The following is a 15,342-nucleotide window of genomic DNA, read 5'->3' as shown; positions in this document are numbered from 1 at the left end:
CGGCGCAAGCCGCAAGATGCCCTATTGCACTTGCTGGCGCGCGGCAGCGGCCTAAACACGGGGGGAACCAACCCCTGCGGAGCAGCGCCCATGTCGTCAAACGAGTCCAGACCCGCCGGCGCGGCAGAGGCCCTTCTGAAGCTGGTGGACATCATGGCCCGGCTGCGCACGCCGGAAACCGGCTGCCCCTGGGATCTGGAACAGACCTTCGCCACCATTGCGCCCTATACGATCGAGGAAGCCTATGAGGTGGCCGATGCCATCGAGCGCGGCGATATGAGCGACCTGCGGGAGGAGCTGGGCGACCTGCTGTTTCAGGTGATCTTCCACAGCCGGATGGCCGAGGAGGCCGGCGCCTTCGCGCTCGCCGATGTGATCGCCGCCATCAATGACAAGATGATTCGCCGCCACCCGCATGTCTTCGTCGCCGCCGATGGGCGGGACGCGGAAGGCCAGACGGTGGCCTGGGAAGAGGTGAAGGCTGCCGAACGGGCCGCGAAAGGCAAGAAGGCGGAAGACACCAGCGCGCTGGCGGGCGTCGCCCTGTCCCTGCCCGCGCTGCTGCGCGCCGAGAAGCTGCAGAAGCGGGCCGCGCGGACAGGCTTTGACTGGACCGAAGCGGCGCACATCTTCGACAAGCTGGAGGAAGAGACGGCCGAAGTGAAAGACGCGATGGCCAGCGGCGACGCAGATGCCATCGAGGACGAGATCGGCGACCTCTTGTTTGTGGCGGCCAACCTGGCGCGGCGGCTGTCCGTTGACCCCGAACAGGCCCTGCGCCGGGCGAACGCCAAGTTCGAGCGCCGCTTCCGCGCCATGGAGGCAGCCGCCGCAGAGGCGCGCGTGGACTTTGCGTCGCTGAGCCTCGATGAGCAGGAGGCTTACTGGCAGGGCGTGAAGAAGGCCGAGCGGGGGTGAGCAAGTTCGCCACCTGTTTTACTCGTCACGCTCGATGGCCGCAGGCCATCTGAGCGCCCAGCTCCCGCCGCCTCCCCGAAGCGTATCCCGTGATGTTTGGAGATGGGCACTCTGACGGGCCTGCGCCCGTCGAGTGTGACGAAATGAAAGAGATGGGCCTCACGAGATCCCCGCCTTCGCGGGGATGAGCGGAGCTAGGATCACCCCAGCACCACACCCGCCGCTAGTTCCGGAAATTCTGCGCGGAACTGGCCGAGGCGTTCAGAGGAAACACGGACAGAAACTTCCGTGCCGCCATCGTCGAGCTGGGTTTCGGAGATCACTTCGCCATGCTGGTGCAGCCAGGCGCGGGCCTTGCCGTCGGCGGGGCTGAGGGTGAGGCGGATTTCTGTCCGCCCCCGGAGGAGTGATTTTTCGATCAGGGCCAGCAGCGTGTCGATGCCTTCGCCCGTCAGCGCCGAAACAGCCGCGGCCGGCGGCTCGTCCGTCATCGCTGCCAGCGCGCGCAGGGACTCTGCCCGCTCCGGCGAGAGGGCGTCCATCTTGTTCCAGGCTTCGATCATCGGCGGCAGGGGCAGGCCGGATTCTGTTTCCAGCCGTTCCAATACCAGCGCAACATCTTCCGCCTGCTCCATATCCGAGGCGCTGGCGCGGTCGCGGACATGGACCAGCAGGTCCGCCTGCAGCGACTCTTCCAGCGTTGCCTGGAAGCTGTCGATCAAATGGGTTGGCAGGTCGGTGATGAAGCCGACGGTATCGATAAGCGCCGCTTCGCCCAGCGTTGGCAAGTCGAGCCGGCGGATGGTGGGGTCGAGCGTGGCAAAGGGCATATCCTTGGCGAACACGTCTGATCCGGTGAGCCGGTTGAACAGGGTGGACTTGCCGGAGTTGGTGTAGCCGACGAGCGCAATGACGGGCTTGCCGGAGCGCCGGCGGCCTGCCCTCTGCACTTCGCGCGTGCGCTTCACATCATCCAGATCGCGCCGCAGGCGGACAATCCTGTCGTCCAGCATCCGGCGGTCTGCCTCCAGCTGGCTTTCGCCAGGGCCGGAGAGGAAGCCGCCGCCGCCGCGCTGGCGTTCAAGGTGGGTCCAGGTGCGCACGAGGCGCGAGCGCTCATAGAGGAGGCGCGCGAGTTCCACCTGCAGGCGGCCCTCTTTGGTGCGCGCGCGCAGGCCAAAGATTTCGAGGATCAGACCCGTCCGGTCGATCACCTTCACGCCGAGGCGTTTTTCAAGGTTGCGCTGCTGGACCGGCGTCAGCGAGGCGTCGATGACGGCGAGGGTGGCGCCCGTTTCGGCAATGTCATTTGCCATACGGTCAAGCAGGCCGCCCGACAGCAGGAAGGACGAATTCACTTCCCGGACATGATCGGGGCGGATGAAGCCCAGCTCACAGCCAAGGGCTTCGACGAGACCGGCGGTTTCGGACAAACGGTCCGGACCCGGCCGGTCTCTCGGTGTGAACCACGGGATCACGACGCCGGCAATTTCCGGCGCCGGGAGGCGGTCAATCAGTTTTTCGGTCAAACCGGATCAGTCTCCGTCCATTTCCTCATCAAAGAGCTGGACTGGCGCGCTGGGCGCGATGGTCGAGATGGCGTGCTTGTAGACCAGCTGCGGCGGGCGTCCGTCACCCCGGAGGAGGATGCAGAAATTGTCAAACCAAGTGACAACACCCTGGAGCTTCACACCGTTGACGAGGAAGACGGTGAGCGGGGTGCGCGATTTGCGGACGGCGTTGAGGAAAGTGTCCTGGAGGTTTTGCTTCTTATCGGCGGACATCAGTTTTTCTTTCTTGTTTTTGTTGTCTTATCCCTGCGCAGCTAATGTCATTGTTTACCCTGCGCAAGGGTGTTCCCCCTTTACCCCCGCCAGAAGCTCAGGGAAAGGGCCGGTAACACGGTCAGAATTTCCACCCTGCCCAAAACCATGGCAATACTGAGCAATAGCTGGCCGGCCGGGCCCAGATTGTCTGTGGCCGGCCCAATCAGGCCGCCGGAACTCGTCAGCGACCCGATCGAGAGCCGAATCGACTCCTCAAAAGGCACATTGAGGAAGGCCAGCACGGCGATCACCGAGAAGACCGCCCCGGCATAGACGATGAAATACACCCAGACGCCGATGACGCTGCGTTCGTCCAGTTCCCGGTCGCGGAAGCGGAAACTGAGGATAGAGCGGCGATAGCCAAGCTGGCGGAACTCCTGCCCCGCCCGCTGGCCCAGCACGATGAAGCGGGCAATCTTGATGCCGCCCGCCGCCGAGAGGGCCGAGCCGCCGATCAGCGCGGGCAGCACGGCCAGCGTCAGCGGCACCTGCGCATCGCGGGCGCCCTGCGACAGCGGAATGCCGGACGTGGACAGGCTGGAGAGCGACCAGCCGAAACTATCCCCAATCGAGATGCCAAGCGGGATCAGGGCGGCGGCGAAGATCAGCATCAGCAGGAAGAAGACCACCGTTTCGGGATCCGTGATGGCCGCCCTCACCGCGCCGATGCGCAGGGGCAGCCAGACCGCCAGGCCCAGCGCGCCGATGGCGAGGCCGAGCGCCAGGATGAAACCTGCCACCGGATTGGGCGGCAGGAAGGTTTCGGCGTCCGGCAGGACGAGGCCGGTGGAGATCACGCTGACCGCATCGGCCAGCGCCCGCACCGGCGGCACGCCCGCCACCAGCAACAGCAGCAGAATGAAACTGACCGAGATGCCCAGCATCAGGCCGACGCCGGTGCAGATACGGGGCATGGCGTCGAAATAGCTGGCGTCAGGCACGGTGAACAGCACCGTGCGGTGAACGCCGGGGCCGCCGAGATTGATCGCCGCAAATACGCCGGCCGCCATCACGACGGCGGCATAGGTGCCCAGGAGGTGCAGAATGCCGCGCCAGTAAAGCAGGCTGATGGGCCAGGAGGATTCAGGAAAGCCCAGAATGGAATGGCCGGTCGTGGTGAGGCAGGAGGCCGCCTCGAACAGGGCGGCTGGAATGGAATTGTTCGCCACGCCGAACACGAAGGGCATGGCGGCCGCCACCGGGGAAAGGAACCACCAGAGCAGCACGACAGCGAGGGCATCAGACGGGCGCGCGCGGCGGGAAGGCTTTGGCGCGAGCAGCAGAACGCTGGAGGCAAAGACCGAAATGCCAAGGGCGGTGGCGCCGAAGGAGATGATCTGCTGCGTTTCCCCCATCGCCCAGGCGAGCAAGGCAGCCGATGCCGCGCAGCCCGCCAGGATGAGCATCAGCAGGCCAAGAACACGGACGACCGACGAATAATTCATGGATCAGAAATAATCCGGGTTCACCCGGAAGAACTTCTCGACCGTGCGCACCATCTCGGCCTCATAGAAGACAATCAGATGGTCTTCCGGGCGCACGATGACATCTTCATCGGCCATGATGACCTGATTGCCGCGCACCACGGCGGCGGCCGTCATGCCTTCGGGGAGGTCGTCATAGCCGAGCGGCTTGCCGATCAGCGAGGAGGTCTCCAGCGTGATGCCTTCGGCCACTTCCGCCATGCCGTCTTCCAGCGATTGCAGGTTGAGGATGCGGCCCCGGCGCATGCGCATCAGGATCTGCGAGACGGTCAGCGCGCGCGGATCGAGCACGGTGTCGACGCGCATGTCGGAGGCAAGGCCGGCCAGCTCGGGCGAGTTGATCAGGGCGAGCGCCCGCTTGGCACCGGCGCGCTTGGCGAGGTTTGAGATCAGCAGGTTTGCCTTGTCATCATCGGTGATGGCGATGACGAAATCTGCCCGGTCCACACCGCCCTCGGCGAGGATGTCCGGGTTCAGACCATCGCCCTGGATGACGATGGAGCGCTTGACGTCTGCGACTGCCTTGTTGGCACGCTCGCTGTCGCGCTCGATCAGGCGGACACGGATATGGCTTTCCTTCTCCAGCATCTTGGCCACATGCAGGCCGACATTCCCGCCACCAACGATGACGACGTGATCGAGACGGCTCTGCTCGGTGTTGAAGATGGAAGTGAGGCGGCTGGCATGGGCATCGAATACGGCGATGTAGGCGCGGTCGCCGGGCTTGAGCACATCCTTGCCGCGCGGGGCGTGAATGGCATCTCCCCGGCCGATGCCGATGATGCGGGCGGAAAGATCCGGGAACAGACCTTTGAACTGGTCAACAGCCACATCGATCAGCGGATTGTCGGCGCGCAGTTCGAAGCCGAGCAGCTTGACCTGCCCGCCGGCGAAATTCGCGCTCATGATCGTGCCGGGCGTGCGGAAACGCTGGAGGATGGCGTCGCCCACTTCTGCTTCCGGCGAGATCACCATGTCAATGGGCAGGCCTTCGCGGGAGAAGATGTTCTTCCAGGCCGGTTCCAGATAGGACCGGTCGCGCACGCGGGCGATCTTGAACGGCACCGAAAACAGCGTGTGGGCGATCTGGCAGATCACCATGTTGATCTCGTCGAAATGGGTGACGGCGATGATCATCTCGCAGTCGGCCGCGCGGGCACGCTTGAGCACGTCGGGGTGCGCCGCATGACCGACAATGCCGCGCACATCCAGCTCGATGGACACCTGGTCCACCAGGTCCGCGCTTTCGTCGATAATGGTGATCTCGTGCTTTTCCCGGGCAAGGCGGCGGGCGATGCCCTGCCCTACCCGCCCGGCGCCGCAGATCAGAACGTGCATGTCTTCAAGCCTTCAGCGACTGGCTCAGGTATCCTGACGAACGCCCGTGGATATGCCCAAAGCCTTTAATTTTCTGTGCAGTGCAGAGCGCTCCATACCGATGAACTCGGCCGTCCGCGAGATATTTCCGTTAAAGCGGGTGATCTGGAGGGTAAGATATTCCCGCTCGAACTGCTCGCGCGCGTCGCGCAGGGAGAGGCCAACCAGCTCTGCCGAGCCCGCCTTTGCCGCCGGAGACGGCCCCCGGCCCTGATCGCGCGGCAACTCGTCCACGCTGATCGGCCGGTTGGAATCGGCCGGCGACAGGATCAGGATACGCTCCACAAGGTTGCGCAGCTGGCGGATATTGCCCGGCCATTCCATCGACTGGAGCACGGCGAGCGCTTCCTGGGTAAAGCTGCGATAGGTGAGGCCGGAGGTTTCGGCGATGCGCTCGCAGAAATAGTTGGCCAGTTCCACGATATCGTCCCGCCGCTCCGACAGGGACGGCACCCGCAGCGGCACGACGCTGAGCCGGTAGAACAGGTCTTCGCGGAAATTGCCCGCATCGATCTCGGCTTTCAGGTCTTTCGTCGTAGCCGCCATCACGCGCACATCGACCGTCACGTCAGACCGCCCGCCGACGCGCTGGAAGCGCTGCTCGGTCAGCACACGAAGGATCTTGTTCTGCGTGCCGATCGGCATGTCGGCCACTTCATCCAGCAGCAATGTGCCGGTATGGGCGCGTTCAAACAGGCCGACACGGACGGTGCGGCCGGTCTGATCCTCTTCGCCGAAGAGGGCGATCTCCATCTGGTCGGGCGCGATCGTTGCCGCGTTCACCACCACGAACGGGCCATCGGCGCGGGCAGAGTTCTTGTGGATGAGGCGCGCGGCGAGTTCCTTGCCGACCCCGGCCGGACCGGAAATCAGCACACGGGAATTGGTCGGCGCGACCTTGTCCAGCGAGGCGCGCAGGGCCGCGGCCGCCTGGCTGTTGCCGATCCAGCGTTCCTCGTCGCCCGTGCGGTTGCGCAGCGCGGCGTTCTCATACCGCAGGGCGGCGGCCTCGATGGCGCGCTCCACCACCAGCATCAGCCGGTCCGCCTTGATCGGCTTCTCGATGAAATCGAACGCGCCGCGCCGGATGGCGGCGATGGCCGTTTCGATATTGCCATGACCGCTGATGACAATGACCGGCAGGATCGGATCAATCGATTTGAGATATTTCAGCACGGAGAGGCCATCCATGCCGCTGCCCTGAAGCCAGACATCCAGGATCACGAGCCGGGGCGTGCGCGAGCGCACTTCCTCCAGCGCGCGTTCCGCCGTGTCAGCGGTTCGAACGGCATAGCCCTCGTCGCCGAGAACACCGGCCATCAGTTCACGGATATCGGGCTCGTCATCAACAACCAGGATATCGAGTGCCATGCACGTCTCTCCTCTACAAACTCAACGGGTAAGGCACGCGGCCTTCGGCGCCTGCCTCTTCTGTGGACATGTCTTCAAACTGCATCGCCAGCGCGCCATTCTCCGGCAGCAGCACGCGCACGCGGGCGCCGCGCAGGCCATCCGGGCGGTTCTGCAGCGAGATCGAGCCGCCATGATCGACGATGATGCGGTTCACGATGGCAAGGCCAAGGCCGGTACCCTTCTCGCGTGTCGTCACATAGGGCTCCAGCAGGCGATTGCGCACCTCGGCGGGGAAGCCGGGGCCGTTATCCTCGATGATGATCTCCAGGCCGCGCGCATCCTTCTGCAGGAGGATGCGGATATGACCGGACACATCATGGCCTTCGGACTGGCCTTCAATGGCCTCGGCGGCGTTCTTCAGCAGGTTCCCGAAAGCCTGGCCGAGCAGGCGTTCATCCCCCAGGAAAGGCGCGGCGTCGAGGTCTGTTTCCATCTCGATTTCGATGTCGGGCGATACGACCGTCTGCGAGAAGATCGCGCCCTGCAGCAGCGGGCGCATGTCGAACGGCGCCACGCTCGGCTTGGGCATCCGGGCGAAGGAGGAGAACTCCTCCACCATATGGGCAATGTCGTCGACCTTGCGCAGGATCGTCTCGATACAGCGGTCGAACACGCCATCGGGATCATCGATCTTCGGCCCATAGCGGCGCTTCAGACGCTCCGTGGACAGCATGATCGGCGTCAGCGGATTGCGGATTTCATGGGCAATGCGGCGGGCCACATCGCGCCAGGCCAGCTGGCGCTGGGCGTTCACGAGGCGGGTGGTGTCGTCGAAGGTGATCACGCAGCCGCCCTCCGGCCCCATGGCCGTCTTGAGGCGGATGTTGCGGGTTTCGCCGCCCACGGTGATGTCCAGCGTCGCGTCCACCGGCGCGTCCCGCTCGATCGTGTCGCGCACATAACGCTCGAATTGCGGGGCCACTTCCGACAGCGGCGCGCCTTCCATCTGGCCCGTGAGGCCCAGCAGTTCCGCCGCCGACCGGTTGGCGAGGCTGATGAGGCCGTCAGGGCCCACGCGCATGACGCCGGCGCCCAGCTCTGCCAGGAGGGTTTCAACGAAGCGGCGGCGGTCTTCCTCATCGTTCCGGGCACGGATGAGCGCTTCGCGCTGGGTGGCGAGTTGTTCCGTCATCGCGTTGAAGGAGTGGCCGAGGGCGTGCAGTTCATCGACCGGCCCGGTGACCGGCACGCGCACGCTGAGATCGCCGTCCCGCACGGTATGGGCCGCCGAGGCCAGGCGCCCGATGGGGCCGGTGACACGGCCGGCTGCCTCAAGACCGAGACGCCCCGCCAGAAGCAGCACAAGGCCGGCAATCTGGGCATAGCCGATCACGAAGATCAGCTGCAGGCGCCCGCCGCTGCGCTTGGCGGCGTAGTATTCTTCCAGCGCCGCTTCGGCTTCGCGCAGCGAACGCGCGGCGTTCCGGTCAAACACCTTCACCGCGTAGATGTATCCGTCGGTGGGCGCGGAAATGCGGATCAGCGCGGTGGCGATGCCGCGCGCTTCGTAAAGGGTGGTCGCCACCGAGCCCTGGTCGGCTTCGACATAGGCGGATTTGGGCGGCAGCAGCAGGATCGGCTCCTGCACGCTTGCTTCGGCGACAAGGTCCACCCCGTCGGCGCCGAGAATGGCGATGGTCAGGAATTCCCGGCTGGCGAGTTCCGAGCGCAGGCCGTCAAAGAAGGTGGCGGAGGCATAATCATAGATCGCCCCGTCGCCATCTTCCGTGGGCGGGGCAATTTCAAGGCTCTTGTCCACCTGCCGGGCAAAGCTCTCCACATCCATCGCCGCCAGGCGCATGTCGGAATCGAAGGTGGCCTGGAAGTTTTCCACATAGGTGCGGAAGATTTCCGCATTCTGCTCCATCAGATGGTCCACCCGCTCGCCCAGCCAGCGGTCGAGGCCGCGGGTGATGAAGGTGCCCATGAAGACGGCGACGACCATCGCCGGGATCAGCGCCGAGAAACCGAACAGCAGCACGAAGCGGCGGGCGAGCTTGCCGCTGCCATCTTCCTTGCCGACGCGGATCTGCAGGTATTCCCGCGTCACGATGATCGCGAGGACCGTCAGGAGAATGAAGTTCAGGCCCAGCAGCCAGGGAGTGGCGCCGGCGGTCGGATCGTCCGGAACGACGCCGGAAATGGCAATGAAGGTCGCAAACACCGCGACCAGGGCCGCGATGATGAAAAGCCCTTCAAACAGGGCCCAGCTTGCCTTGTTGGCTTGTGAGTTAGCTGTAGTCGACACTCAGTTCCGGTTCTGTTGGGGCCCCGCCCCGTTGCAAACGGGACACAATACCAGTGTCCCGCCCGCAACAGTGGTGCACTAAAGCCACAGATCGGTGTGTCGTCAATCAGTCTTCTGCAATGCCGAGGGCGTTGATCTTGGCCCGCAATGTGTTGCGGTTCATGCCAAGTAGCTGCGCCGCGCGGACCTTGTTGCCGGAGGTGACCGACAAGGCGAGGCGGATCAGCGGGCGCTCCACACGGTTAACAACCGATTCGTGAACATTCGAACCCTCTCCTTCACCGCCGGAGACGAGATCGCCCATCACATAGCGGTGCAGCAGCCCCTCGATCTCCGCCTCGAAGCCGAGGCTGGCGCCGGTCTGCTCGGCCACGCCCATCCGCATCTCGCGCTCGACATCCATCACCGTGATGACCGAATCCGAGCTCAGCACCGCCAGGCGCAGGACGAGGTTTTCCAACTCGCGGACGTTGCCGGGCCAGTCATAGGCGGCCATCAGGTCCAGCGCCGACTTGTCGAAGGTGCGGGCGGCGAGGCCCTGGCGCTGGGCGCGGATCAGGAACGCGCGGGCAAGTTCGGGAATATCCTCCTTGCGCTGGCGCAGCGGCGGAATGGAGAGGCGCATCACGTTGAGGCGGTAATAAAGGTCTTCCCGGAACTTGCCGTCTTCCACGAGGCGGCCAAGGTTGCGCCGGGTGGAGGCGATGAGGCGCGCGCCGCCGGGCTCGCGCAGCAGCTTCACGAGCTGGGCCTGGGCTTCGGCAGGAAGATCCCCGATTTCATCGAGATAGAGCGTGCCACCCTTCATGTGGACGGCGCCGCCATTGCCATCGGTGCCGAAGAGTTCGCGGTTGATTTCGGCGGGCGGCATGGCGGCGAGGTCGAGCGCCACGAACTGGCCGCGCTTGGACTGGCCAAGCTGGTGGATGGCGCGGGCGGCGAGTTCCTTGCCGGTGCCGCTTTCGCCCTCGATCAGCACGGTCAGGTCGGTATTCATCACCTTGGCGATCAGGCGGTAGACTTCCTGCATCGCGTCCGACCGGCCGATCAGCGGCAGGCCGGCATCAGCCACCGCCTTCTGGGCATCGGGATGGATCGCCCGCTCCGGCGCGGGCGCCGCCTTCAGCGCGCGGCGAACCAGGCTGGAGAGGACGTCGATGTCGAAGGGCTTTGGCAGATAGTCGAACGCGCCATGCTCGGCAGCAGACGCGGCGGTGAGGATGGTGTTCTGGCCGCTCATGACGATGAAGGGCAGGTCCGGCCGGGCGAGCTTCATCGAGGGCAGAAGGTCGAAGATCGACGTGTCGCCGAGATAGACGTCAGTGACGACGACATCCCCTTCCCCATTGCGCACCCAGCGCTGCAGCGCGTCGGGAGAGCTGGTGGCGCGCACCTCATACCCGGCGGACACCAGGGTCTGGTTCACGACGAGCCGGATACTGGCGTCGTCTTCTGCGAGGAGTACGGTCTTGTCGGCCATGAGATTTTAAGCCTCCGAAAGCGGCAACAGGATGGTGAAACGGGTAGCGCCGGGCTGGCTGTCGACGCGGATCTGCCCGCCATGGGCATTGATGACCTCGCTGACGATGGAGAGGCCGAGGCCCCGCCCGCCGGACTTGGTGGACTGGAACACGTCGAAGATCGTGGCCTGGTGTTCGCGCGGGATGCCCTGGCCATTGTCCTCGATGGAGATCAGCATGGCGCGGCGCAGGCCCGAGCCGAGCCGCGCCTGGCGCATGGCAAGGCCGGCGGCATAGGCCGTGCGCAGAACCACCTCGCCCTTGCGGCCCCCTTCGGAGGCAGCTTCGGCAGCATTGCGGACGATGTTCTGGAAGGCCTGCTGCAGATGGTCGGGATCGCACATCATGTCTGGCAGCGAGGGGTCAAAGTCGCGGCGGTATTCCACCCGCGCGCCCATGGCGGCGCGCTCCGAAGCGATCACCTTGTCCAGCAGCGCATGGACATTGCAGGGCTGCATCCGGGGGGCGGAGAACAGCTCAAATGCGGAGAGACGGTTGACCAGACGCTCGATACGGCGGGCTTCGTCCTTGATGATGTCGAGCAGTTCGGCCTGGCCGGCATGGGCCTGACGCTCCAGCAGCTGGGCCGCGCCGATGATGCCGGCCAGCGGGTTTTTCACCTCATGGCCGAGGATGCGCCCGAAACCGGCGGCCCCGGCAACGCCTTCCCCGGAATCGCGCGAGGGCGCCTCGGAAAGCGCCAGGATGAAGTTGCCGCCGTCGACCGTGCGGATGCGGACGTCACAGATGGTGCGCACCTGCATCGACGGGCCGGAAACGGGCGTCGAGGGCGCGGTGATTTCGGCGGGATCACGCTCCGCCCGGTCGATCAGCTCGAACAGGATGGAATCGTGGAACACCACCTCGCTGAGCGGGCGCCCCACAAGGGCGCGGCGCGACAGCTTGAACAGGTCCTCGGCAGCGGGGTTCACATTCGCGACGCGGCGGCGCTGGTCAATGTGCAGCAGCGCGATGGGGGATAGATCGGCGAGACCTGAGGGCCGCTCACCTGTCAACGTACTCATGACTATACTGCCTTTTCCAGCATCTGGCCGAGATAGACTTTCCGCAGCGCAGCGATCAGCTCTCCGGCGTCCCCAATACGGCAGAGATCGGCGCGTAACTGCCGGCGCTCGGCGGCCGGCAGGTCGGTTTCGAGATCGTCGATGGCGGCAGAGACATGCTTGCGCACCATCTTGAGGCCAAGGCTGACCCCATAAAGATCAAGGGAATCAGAGATCTGCTCGCACAGGCTGGCGAGCTGCTCGCTGAGGCCCGGCCTGCGCCAGGCGCGTCCCTCAAGGGCAGCCGCCACCTCGCCAATCAGCCAGGGCCGCCCCATCGCCGCGCGCCCCAGCATGACACCATGCGCGCCGCTTTGAGCCAGCGCTTCGCGGGCCGAGGCAACATCGCAGATGTCGCCATTGACGATGACGGGCAGGCTCACGGCCTCGACGGCGGGGCGGACAGCGGCCCAGTTGGCCGCGCCTGCGTAGAACTGGCAGCGCGTGCGGCCATGGACGGTGAGCATCTGCACGCCCTTCTCCTCGGCCATGCGGGCCAGTTCTGGCGCATTGTGATTATTGTCGTCCCAGCCAAGGCGCATCTTCAGCGTCACCGGGCGGGCACCGGCACCCTGCAGGGCGGCGTCGATGATCTCCCCTGCCAGCGGCAGATCCCGCATCAGGGCGGAGCCAGACTGACCGCCAGTTACCTGCTTGGAGGGGCAGCCCATATTGATGTCGATCACATCGACGCCGGCTTCGGCCATCAGTACGGCGCCGGCGAGCATATCCTCAGGGCGGCGGGCGGCAAGCTGGACGATCCAAGGGCCTTCCCCCTCATGCCGGCAGGTGCGGCGGACCACATCCGGGCGGGCCTGGGCGAGGGTTTCCCCGGCGACCATCTCCGACACGACTGCCGGGGCGCCGAAATGCACCGCCTGCCGCCGCATGGGGGCGTCGGTTGCGCCGGACATTGGCGCCAGCCAGACCCGAGGTGCCTTAAAATTGGTCATATCCTTTTCTTTCCCAGTTTTCATTTTTTCGCAAGCGCACAAATCATGGGCAAATAATTCCCCTTTTCGGGACATTCCGTGGAGTAGCCAGCCGCGCGCGGGTCGCTTACAAGCCGGATCATGACTGAGGCTGTAGCAATCATCGTGGCCGGGGGCACCGGCCAGCGCGCAGGGGCCGGGCGCCCGAAACAGTGGCAGGACCTGCTGGGAAAGCGGGTGATCGACTGGTCGATCGAGGCCTTCGCCGGCCACCCTCAGATTTCGCAGGTGGTGGTGGTCGCCGGGCCGGAGCTGGGGGAATTGCCCGCGAGCAGCAAAATTCTTCAGGCAAAACCGGGCGATACGCGCACGCAATCGGTGCTCAGCGGGCTGGCGGCGGCGACGGTGGGCGAGGACGCCACCGTGCTGATCCATGACGCGGCGCGGCCCGGCATTGACGCGGCGACGATCTCCAAACTGCTGGCGCGGCTGCAGGACCCGGGCGTGTCAGGCGCCGCCCCGGCGCTGCCCGTGGCGGACGCCTTGAAGACACAACGCGGACAAAACTGGACAAATGTGGACAGAACCGGCCTCTTCCGGGTCCAGACACCGCAAGCCTTCCGCCTCGGCGAGATCCGCGCGGCGCTCGCCGCTGCCGGGCCCGACCTTGTGGACGACCTCTCGGCCATCGAGGCCGCCGGTGGGACCATCGACATGGTGCCCGGCTCGGCCCGCCTTTCCAAGATCACCTATCCGGAGGATTTCGACATGCTGGCCCGCCTCCTCGCCCCCGCTGGAACCCCGCGCATCGGCAAGGGCTATGATGTGCATGAGTTCGAGGCGGGGACCCATGTGACCCTGTGCGGGGTGGCCATTCCGCATATCGCCAAACTCAAGGGCCATTCGGACGCCGACGCGGCCTGGCATGCGCTGACCGATGCGATCCTCGGCGCGGTGGCGCTGGGGGATATTGGGGATCATTTCCCGCCGTCCGATCCGCAGTGGAAGGGCGCTGACAGCGGCCTCTTCCTGAAGGCGGCCCAGAGGCTGGCCGAGGCGAAGGGCTATGTCATCGCCAATTGCGACATCACGGTGATCTGCGAGGCGCCCAAGGTGAAGCCGCACCGGGAGGCGATGCGGGAACGGACGGCAGAGCTGCTCGGGCTTCCCCTTGATGCCGTGAGCGTGAAGGCGACGACGACCGAGGGGCTGGGCTTCACCGGGCGGCGCGAGGGGATTGCGGCGGAGGCTGTGGCGCTGCTGGTGCCGAGGCGGTGAGCATATGCTCCGGACAGAGAAATATACCAGCACAGACCTTACGCCTCACGCACAACGAAGTATTTGCCGATCTTGATCTTCGAGTATTCGGCGGGGGAGGTATCGAGCACAAATGCAAAAGAAACCAAGCTGGATGCTGAAGATACTGAAGAACATATTCATCTACGCCCTTCTCAGCATGGCTATTTATTACCTATGTATTTTTATCCTCTCGCTGTGAATCGGCTCGACCTATCACGCCAATAGAGTCCCTCGTCACTCCCGATGGCCGCAGGCCATCTGGGAGCCCAGCTCCTGCCATTGCCGCCTGATCTGACGGAGAGTTCCGGAGATGGGCCCTCAGATGCGCTGGCGCGCATCGAGGGTGACGAAGACGGATGGGTTGAGATGACCCCCAAGAGCCCCTGCCCTTACCTCGCGGCATTATTTTCAAGGCCCCGCCTTCATGAGAGTTTCCCCGGCAAAACACGACCGGGAGGAAGGCATGGACGATATTCTGATCACCGAGAAGCGGGGGCATGTGACCGTGCTGACGCTGAACCGGCCTGAGGCAATGAATTCGCTCGATTATGAGCTTTATGACGCGCTGGAAAACGCGGTGCGCACTTCTGAGGCGCGGGCAATTGTGATTACGGGATCGGGCACGCGCGCCTTCTGCGCCGGGGATGATGTGAAGAAGATCCTCTCCAAGGGCGCGCCGGTGACGCCGGAGCGGGCGGCGAAGGCGAAGGACACCGGCGGGCTGACCCCGGCGGCAGATGCCCTTCTGCATACGGATATTCCGGTGATTGCGGCGATCAATGGCTTTGCGCTCGGCTGGGGCGCGGAGCTGGCGATCATGGCGGATATGCGGGTGATGTCGGAGACGGCAAAGTTCGGCGAGATATTCGTGACGCGAGGACTCTGCTGCGATGCGCCGGGGCTGGGGCGGCTGGCGCAGCTGGTCGGCCGGGAGAAGGCGAGTGAGCTTCTCTTCACCGGCGATGTGATCGACGCGGTCGAGGCCAAGGCGATTGGGCTGGTGAGCCGGGTGGTGCCGCCGGAGGAGTTGATGCCCACGGCGCTGGCGCTGGCGGAGAAGATCGCGGCGAACCCGCCCCAGGCGGTCCGGTCGCTGAAGGCGGGCCTGCGGCGGACACTCGACCCCGACTGGCGCGATACCGGCAAATGGGCAATCACCGAAATCCGCCGCCTGATGCAGACCGCCGACGCGAAGGAAAGCGCCGCCGCCTTCATTGAAAAGCGCACGCCGGTCTTCACGGGCAACTGATCGGGCGCTAGA

At 65.0% G+C, this 15,342-nt stretch carries 12 protein-coding genes; 3 read left to right on the top strand and 9 right to left on the bottom strand.

Annotation, left to right across the window (positions count from 1 at the left end; translation table 11 throughout):
- Positions 1–90 precede the first annotated feature (90 nt).
- Positions 91–918, top strand: a complete 828-nt coding sequence (gene mazG / locus C0456_RS00795) for a nucleoside triphosphate pyrophosphohydrolase (RefSeq protein WP_291047414.1) — start codon at positions 91–93, stop codon at positions 916–918.
- Positions 919–1,118: 200 nt separating this feature from the next.
- Here mazG and hflX read toward each other — a convergent pair whose 3' ends face one another.
- The 9 genes from hflX to C0456_RS00750 form a co-directional block, all read right to left on the bottom strand.
- Positions 1,119–2,447, bottom strand: coding sequence for a GTPase HflX (hflX, locus tag C0456_RS00790; protein WP_291047412.1), 1,329 nt, complete (start codon positions 2,445–2,447; stop codon positions 1,119–1,121).
- Between the two features lie 6 nt (positions 2,448–2,453).
- Positions 2,454–2,702 (bottom strand): RNA chaperone Hfq, encoded by a 249-nt coding sequence (hfq, locus tag C0456_RS00785; protein ID WP_035597036.1) that lies wholly within the window; start codon positions 2,700–2,702, stop codon positions 2,454–2,456.
- Positions 2,703–2,782: 80 nt separating this feature from the next.
- The gene (locus C0456_RS00780; RefSeq protein WP_291047411.1) at positions 2,783–4,189 is read right to left on the bottom strand and encodes a potassium transporter TrkG; all 1,407 of its coding nucleotides are present in this window, start codon (positions 4,187–4,189) and stop codon (positions 2,783–2,785) included.
- A gap of 3 nt (positions 4,190–4,192) precedes the next feature.
- Positions 4,193–5,566 (bottom strand): Trk system potassium transporter TrkA, encoded by a 1,374-nt coding sequence (trkA, locus tag C0456_RS00775; protein ID WP_291047410.1) that lies wholly within the window; start codon positions 5,564–5,566, stop codon positions 4,193–4,195.
- A gap of 24 nt (positions 5,567–5,590) precedes the next feature.
- On the bottom strand, positions 5,591–6,976 hold the full coding sequence (locus C0456_RS00770) for a sigma-54 dependent transcriptional regulator (protein ID WP_291047409.1): 1,386 nt from the start codon (positions 6,974–6,976) through the stop codon (positions 5,591–5,593).
- 13 nt (positions 6,977–6,989) lie between these two features.
- The gene (locus C0456_RS00765; RefSeq protein ID WP_291047406.1) at positions 6,990–9,266 is read right to left on the bottom strand and encodes an ATP-binding protein; all 2,277 of its coding nucleotides are present in this window, start codon (positions 9,264–9,266) and stop codon (positions 6,990–6,992) included.
- 106 nt (positions 9,267–9,372) lie between these two features.
- The gene (locus tag C0456_RS00760) at positions 9,373–10,746 is read right to left on the bottom strand and encodes a sigma-54 dependent transcriptional regulator (RefSeq protein WP_291047404.1); all 1,374 of its coding nucleotides are present in this window, start codon (positions 10,744–10,746) and stop codon (positions 9,373–9,375) included.
- 6 nt (positions 10,747–10,752) lie between these two features.
- Positions 10,753–11,811 carry an ATP-binding protein gene (locus tag C0456_RS00755; RefSeq protein ID WP_291047402.1) on the bottom strand — a complete coding sequence of 353 codons (1,059 nt, stop codon included), beginning with the start codon at positions 11,809–11,811 and terminating at the stop codon, positions 10,753–10,755.
- Positions 11,812–11,813: 2 nt separating this feature from the next.
- Positions 11,814–12,803 carry a tRNA-dihydrouridine synthase family protein gene (locus C0456_RS00750; protein WP_291047400.1) on the bottom strand — a complete coding sequence of 330 codons (990 nt, stop codon included), beginning with the start codon at positions 12,801–12,803 and terminating at the stop codon, positions 11,814–11,816.
- A 120-nt stretch (positions 12,804–12,923) separates the two neighbouring features.
- On the opposite strand from C0456_RS00750, the gene C0456_RS00745 reads away from it, so the two are divergent.
- Positions 12,924–14,060, top strand: coding sequence for a bifunctional 2-C-methyl-D-erythritol 4-phosphate cytidylyltransferase/2-C-methyl-D-erythritol 2,4-cyclodiphosphate synthase (locus C0456_RS00745; protein ID WP_291047399.1), 1,137 nt, complete (start codon positions 12,924–12,926; stop codon positions 14,058–14,060).
- Between the two features lie 484 nt (positions 14,061–14,544).
- Positions 14,545–15,330: an enoyl-CoA hydratase-related protein gene (locus C0456_RS00740; protein ID WP_291047398.1), complete on the top strand. Its 786-nt coding sequence runs from the start codon at positions 14,545–14,547 to the stop codon at positions 15,328–15,330.
- Positions 15,331–15,342 lie beyond the last annotated feature (12 nt).

The sequence above is a fragment of the Hyphomonas sp. genome, assembly GCF_013823385.1.
Lineage (GTDB): Bacteria > Pseudomonadota > Alphaproteobacteria > Caulobacterales > Hyphomonadaceae > Hyphomonas.
Note: the sequence above shows the minus strand (reverse complement) of the source record. Positions and strands in the feature narration are given on the sequence as shown.